The organism is Anaerohalosphaeraceae bacterium (assembly GCA_037479115.1).
Classification (GTDB): domain Bacteria; phylum Planctomycetota; class Phycisphaerae; order Sedimentisphaerales; family Anaerohalosphaeraceae; genus JAHDQI01.
The window spans coordinates 1-5,537 of sequence record JBBFLK010000046.1 but is presented as its reverse complement, the minus strand read 5'-3'; the positions used below and the strand labels follow the sequence as shown (position 1 = coordinate 5,537).

At 44.6% G+C, this 5,537-nt stretch carries 6 protein-coding genes; all 6 read right to left on the bottom strand.

The window, feature by feature from the left end; translation table 11 throughout:
* Window positions 1-57 precede the first annotated feature (57 nt).
* Window positions 58-570 carry a hypothetical protein gene (locus WHS88_12575; protein MEJ5261014.1) on the bottom strand — a complete coding sequence of 171 codons (513 nt, stop codon included), beginning with the start codon at window positions 568-570 and terminating at the stop codon, window positions 58-60.
* Window positions 571-1,237: 667 nt separating this feature from the next.
* Window positions 1,238-1,792 carry a hypothetical protein gene (locus tag WHS88_12570; protein MEJ5261013.1) on the bottom strand — a complete coding sequence of 185 codons (555 nt, stop codon included), beginning with the start codon at window positions 1,790-1,792 and terminating at the stop codon, window positions 1,238-1,240.
* A gap of 192 nt (window positions 1,793-1,984) precedes the next feature.
* Entirely contained in the window at window positions 1,985-2,377 is a 393-nt protein-coding gene (locus WHS88_12565; GenBank protein MEJ5261012.1) for a hypothetical protein, read from the bottom strand.
* Window positions 2,378-3,105: 728 nt separating this feature from the next.
* Window positions 3,106-3,870, bottom strand: a complete 765-nt coding sequence (locus tag WHS88_12560) for a hypothetical protein (GenBank protein MEJ5261011.1) — start codon at window positions 3,868-3,870, stop codon at window positions 3,106-3,108.
* A 16-nt stretch (window positions 3,871-3,886) separates the two neighbouring features.
* Window positions 3,887-4,675, bottom strand: a complete 789-nt coding sequence (locus WHS88_12555; GenBank protein MEJ5261010.1) for an ankyrin repeat domain-containing protein — start codon at window positions 4,673-4,675, stop codon at window positions 3,887-3,889.
* An 89-nt stretch (window positions 4,676-4,764) separates the two neighbouring features.
* Window positions 4,765-5,520: an RHS repeat-associated core domain-containing protein gene (locus WHS88_12550; protein MEJ5261009.1), complete on the bottom strand. Its 756-nt coding sequence runs from the start codon at window positions 5,518-5,520 to the stop codon at window positions 4,765-4,767.
* Window positions 5,521-5,537 lie beyond the last annotated feature (17 nt).

Genomic DNA, 5,537 nt, shown 5'->3' with positions numbered 1-5,537 from the left:
TATATGACCAAAGAAGAATATGCATTGCGGGGGTACGATCTACCATGGCTTCCCTCATCAATCAGAAGAAATGCCTGAATCTTTTATTTCTTCCTTTTTCCAAATCAAGTTAGGAAAATCTTTTTCTTTTATGAATTTAATATCACCGTTTGAAAATAAAACATGGCATCCACCGTGATGCAAGGGCCGAATCTCGTTTTTCCCCCCAGATTGATTCCATCCTGATACGCCTTCAAAAACAAACACACAATCGGGAGGCATATTCCATAATATATCAAAATCTTTATTGATTACATAAGTACCGACGTTCCCTTTTTGTTTTTTTGTAGGACAAATGAAGCAGTCCTTTGACACATCAGCCTCTTGTATGAGCAAGTCATACCAAACTTGATAATCCGGCAATTTTTTATGTTCTCTAAAATAAAAAACCATTGAGAAATATATCACTTTAAGTTTAGTTTTGCACCATGTGTCGTTCCAAACAGCATGAGCTTTTATGGACAAAAGAATACCACCCATCAGAAGCCCCAAAATTAGTAAAAGCAAAAACGTCTTTTTTCTACGCTTCATTACATCCTCACTTTATCGGGATTGGTTCGTAATCTCGGCACAACTCTCCGATGGGGGCGGTAGGACGCCAAGTTGGCCTCAAGCAACATCCCATCAAGGCTTTAGCGGTAGCACCCTGACAGTTTCTGCCTCTTATATATGGCCATATGCCATGATATCCCATGCTGTGACCTTTAGCAACACATGCTCTTATATCACCACATGTAGCACATTTACATGGTTTTCCCGCAGCGGGCCCAAATTTTATAAGACCCGATTGAACTACCGTTACTGGATATGTTTTCGCGTCGGGTTTAGTCATGTCACTTTCATCTTTCGAACTTAACACAGGATGACAATGATCAATATTATTGAGAGGCGAAGGCATATTTTCATTGTCTCGGCAATAAATATAAATGCCACATCCCAAAAGCTTTGCTATGCCATTAACAATACTTCTAATAGACTTTCCATGCGGGTTCAAATGTATTTGTGGATTGTTTCGAACATATTCATACAAATTCATCCCATCTGTGTATTGGGTCTGAACATTATATGGATTTACAGATCCTCCGGCCGGGTCAAGGCCCAGCGGGTCGGGCAGGAGGAACCGGCCGCTGTCCGGGTCATAATACCGGGCGTGACAGTACATTTCCTATGGGTTTCCGCTGTTTAGCCAGGTTGTATCTTATTCTCGTTTTTCCAGTGCCTGCAAGTGATAGCGGCCGGCCAGGAAACGATACGGTTTTTCATAGGTTGCGGCTCTATTGGCATCGCAGAGGATGCCGTTTTCAAAATTATCAATGACGATTGCAAACTCTACATCGGCGTTAATGTACATATCGACGCAATCTTTTTGACGATCATCCTGAACGGTTCGGAAATGAAAAGAAAAAACGGTTCTTTCGGCCTTATCCTCAACGGAACGGCCGACGATGGAAAATCCCGGATATTTCATCCCATTAATATCTTTTTCTTCGCTCAACAATGCTGCATTAGAAAGACCGAGCTGCTTTGGATTATAGTCGGAAGAGAATAAGCGTCCCTGACACATAAAGAAGGGGGCATAGCCTCTGTGAGAATGTCTTTCTGTCCAGTCAAACCCAACAACAACAGGGATATCTGTTTTCGGGGCCGATGTCGGAGCGGACAGAAACATTTGAAGGTGAATCAGAAAGGCCCCTAAAGAGAATAGAATTAGAACCGTTACAAGAGCAAGGAGTGCTGTATAAAAATGCCTCATGATTTACCTGCAGCAAACTATATCTTTTCTTACGGTGTGTGTCTTCATTTCTTTTTCTGCTATATCTATGCCCCATCCTATAGGTCCAATGCCTATACCGGCACTAAAGGTGTATTTCCATGTTATTGTAATGATTGCATGGAGAACATCTCTTTGCTGCCTTTTTGGACAATTTTCACCCCGTGAAGCAGCTCAATCTGGTGAAGCATCTTTCTTTTCTGCGCCAGTTCTCGTTTCCTCGTCTTTCATCAATTCTTTATAAAGAGCCGTTGACAACTTCTGATACGTTCTGGATAAAAAAGATGACCAGGGCCCTGTAAAGAGCAGAACGGTTTTTCCCGTCTTCTTGTCATGCAGGACTCCGTTTTTTTCTGTAAGGTCATTTTTATCAATTCCATAGCGGATAAAGAACTTATCGAAAGGGGCTCTTGACAAAGTTCCCTCCATTTTGCCTTCCTTGTCTTCCGCCGGGATTCGGCTGATAACTTCTAAGATATCGCAGCGGACCTCATAAATCTCTTTGTGAGTTTCAGTCTCTGCTTTCAAGTACCCCTTTTCCAGGAGCTCCTGCCGGCTGAGGGGCATACGATGATGCTCCTGAATAAACAGTTTCAGACAGGAATAAATCTGGTAAATCGGAATCTCGCAGCTGTATTTGATTTTCTGTACAGTGTATATAGACAGAAGAAGCAGGATGGTCAGTCCAAGCCACGTTCCCGTGTGCCGATGGATTCCCGGGGTTTTCTCATCTGTCCTGAAACAGGGCTGTTGGGGTGATTTCCCCATCAGAATATTCGGGATACTTTTTGTGAAATAGAAAAAGAACCCAACCAGCAAAAAGAGAAATCCTTTGCCGATTGCCCACACAGTTTGGGAAAAATACAGATGTTGAAGGATCTCCGGCAGACGGGGATTTCCGAACGATGCTTCCGGGTCGATTTTGACCAAGGAAAAGGAAAGGGAAAGAACCAGTTCTCGGAGGCCTAAAACGAAGAACCAGATTCCCAAACATTTGACCAAAAGAGCGGCAATTATTCCATTTATATCATCAGGGCTCTCAACGAGCGGCGGGATACGGCACAGGGAGAGCAGGAACTTTGCAGGTTTCAGGAGACAATAATAAATGCCTGCTAAAAAGAGCATCTCCACGGCGGCGGAGAGAGCAAAAGTACTTTTCTCAAAGATGCCGTATTGACATCCGAAGAACAAAGAACTGACAAGCACGATGCCGGTGTAAACGAAACGAATTCCCGTAAAAAGAAGGAAGACCAGCCCCGTGCTTCTCAAAAACAATCTCTTTGTGTTGTCAAGGTTCACCGAACCGCCTTTCTCATGCAATGGCTGGAACAACCGCTAATGAACTGATTGTATCTCTCCTGAAAGTTATAAGAAGGCATTTTGATACTGTCAATGAATCTATCGACCGTTTTATCAATGTCCTGGCATAGCCACTCTTTGCCCATTTCACCAACAGTGTTGCCACAGCCGAATTCGACATCATCTAATCCGGCTCCTTTTTGGCAAAACTTTGACAATATGATTTTATATTGGTCTCTGAATGCCTCCTCGTTTGTTTGAAAACTTTCCTGACCGGCAAAGAAGGTTTTGGTATATTGAGCCTCCCATGAAAAGACTGATACAAATTCTATGCCGAAAACAGGAATCTCAATGACGATTTTTCCGACACCGGGTATTTCCTCTCCTTCGTAGATAACAAGAGTCGTCCTTACTATTCTTGGTTTACAGCATATTTTTTCACAGTTGCAGGTTAGATTTACTTTATGCACCCTTTTAAAATTCAGCAGACATTTCAAAATGTCCCAAGGTGAAGGATTAAAACCAATCGGGCCAAGAACATATGAGTTATAGGGTTTCTGCTCAACTTGATATCTTCCTGTAAACCTGCAGGAAAGTCCTAATGGGTCTGTTTTGTAAAGAGGTCTGCTGTCTGCATATTGATATAAGTTCAATCCGTCGCTGTATTGTATCTGTTTTCGGTGGGCAAATGACGATTGGGCTGGGTCAAGGCCCAGCGGGTCGGGCAGGAGGAACCGGCCGGTGTCCGGGTCATAATACATTTCTTCCCAAGCCGGTTTATTTTCTGTATCGTTCCGGCAGCTGCTCCGGAAATTCCTTCGCTGCCTGTTCACACCATTTTATATAGTCTTTGAGCTGTTCTCCTTCCAACCGGCAAATTTCATGCTCGCCGGGCAGTTCCAGTACAGCCCCGCAGTCGGCCAGAAGTTCTGCTTTTCTATAGCAGCGGCTGCCGAGTGTTACCCAAAGAAGGCTATGCCCTTTCAGCCGGTAATTAGTATCCGCTCCATGCTCCAAAAGCTTGCGAATAATAGAGAAATCGGATGGAGATTCCCTAGACTCGGTACAAACGATAAAAAGAGGAGTAAAGCCATCGCGAGCTAATGCGTTAACATCAGCTCCATTGTCCACTAAAAGCTCTACGATTCTCTTGCGGGAGAACTGACAGGCAAGATGTAACGGAGTGCGGAGAGAATCATCGCGGCAGTTGACGTCTGCCCCATGATTTATCAGCAACCGAGCTGGTTCATAATATCCCAGCGAAGCAGCAAAATGAAGAGGAGTTTCTCGGCTCGTTGTTTGTGTCCGAATATTGACATCAGCGCCATGTTGAATGAAAAACTCAACCCAGTCGGCCCTATTGTTCTCAACGGCCTTGTGCAGAAGCGACAGGCCATCCTTCCCGCAGGTGTTGAGCAAATTCGGGCTTTTTTTCACAAGAATCTCGGCAGTTTTCCAATCTCCGCTCCGGAGAGCATTGATGACGCTGTCGTGGTCATTCTTGCATCCCCAGGTAAATAAGAGTAACACAATACACAAAAATCTGTCCGTTATCTGCTTTGGCATGCGCTCTCCTTATTATGGGAAGTCGAGTATATTCATTATTCGGCAGGCATTCTTTTTTTCGAATGATTTTTTTCTGTCCGAGTAATGTATCAGAGGTCTAATGGTTTATATGGCCCAATTGTGTAATGGTTTATAGGTTTTCCATCAGGGTCTTTGTCACACTTGCAAGAGTATTTACGATTGCCGCGATAATCTTTTCCCTCAATGAGTTCACCCCGAACGAGGGTGGGAAACCAGCTCTTTCTTTTCTTAATCCGATCGGTTTTGCTATTGCAACACCACAGCCAGTATGTTTCCAAACCGTGAAAGACGCATTTGCATCCTTCCGGCTTTGCATATTTTTGCCAAATTTTGTCATCTATTGGGTAATATCTTAGAAAGGGAAATGCCGTGCTTTCCGCTGCTCCGCAGCCTGGGCGATAGTATGGATTGGGAAGCGGAAACGAATCCCAATAGTAGCCCCACGCATCTTCAAAAATCCATATAAAATCTTCCAAACGCCATTCACAGTGAGGAGGGTCCGGAAAGGTAATTGTATACATCGGGCCGCATCCCGGGCCAATCGGCCAATAGGGAATTGCCGCCAATCCTTCTGCATCGGAAAAGAGAAGCGGAGAGCTTTTTGCATATTCATATGCATTCATTCCGTCGGTGTACTGGCTTGTCGGGCCGAAGGGGTTAATCCTTCCGCCGGCCGGGTCAAGACCCAGCGGGTCGGGCTGGAGGAACCGGCCGGTGTCCGGGTCATAATACCTGGCGCGGTAGTACATAATTTCCAAAAATCCCGTTTGGGAAGTTCCCACCCGATCCAGTTCCCGCCCCGTAAAGGCGTAATAATTGCCCAAAATCTGCCAGGCCGGCC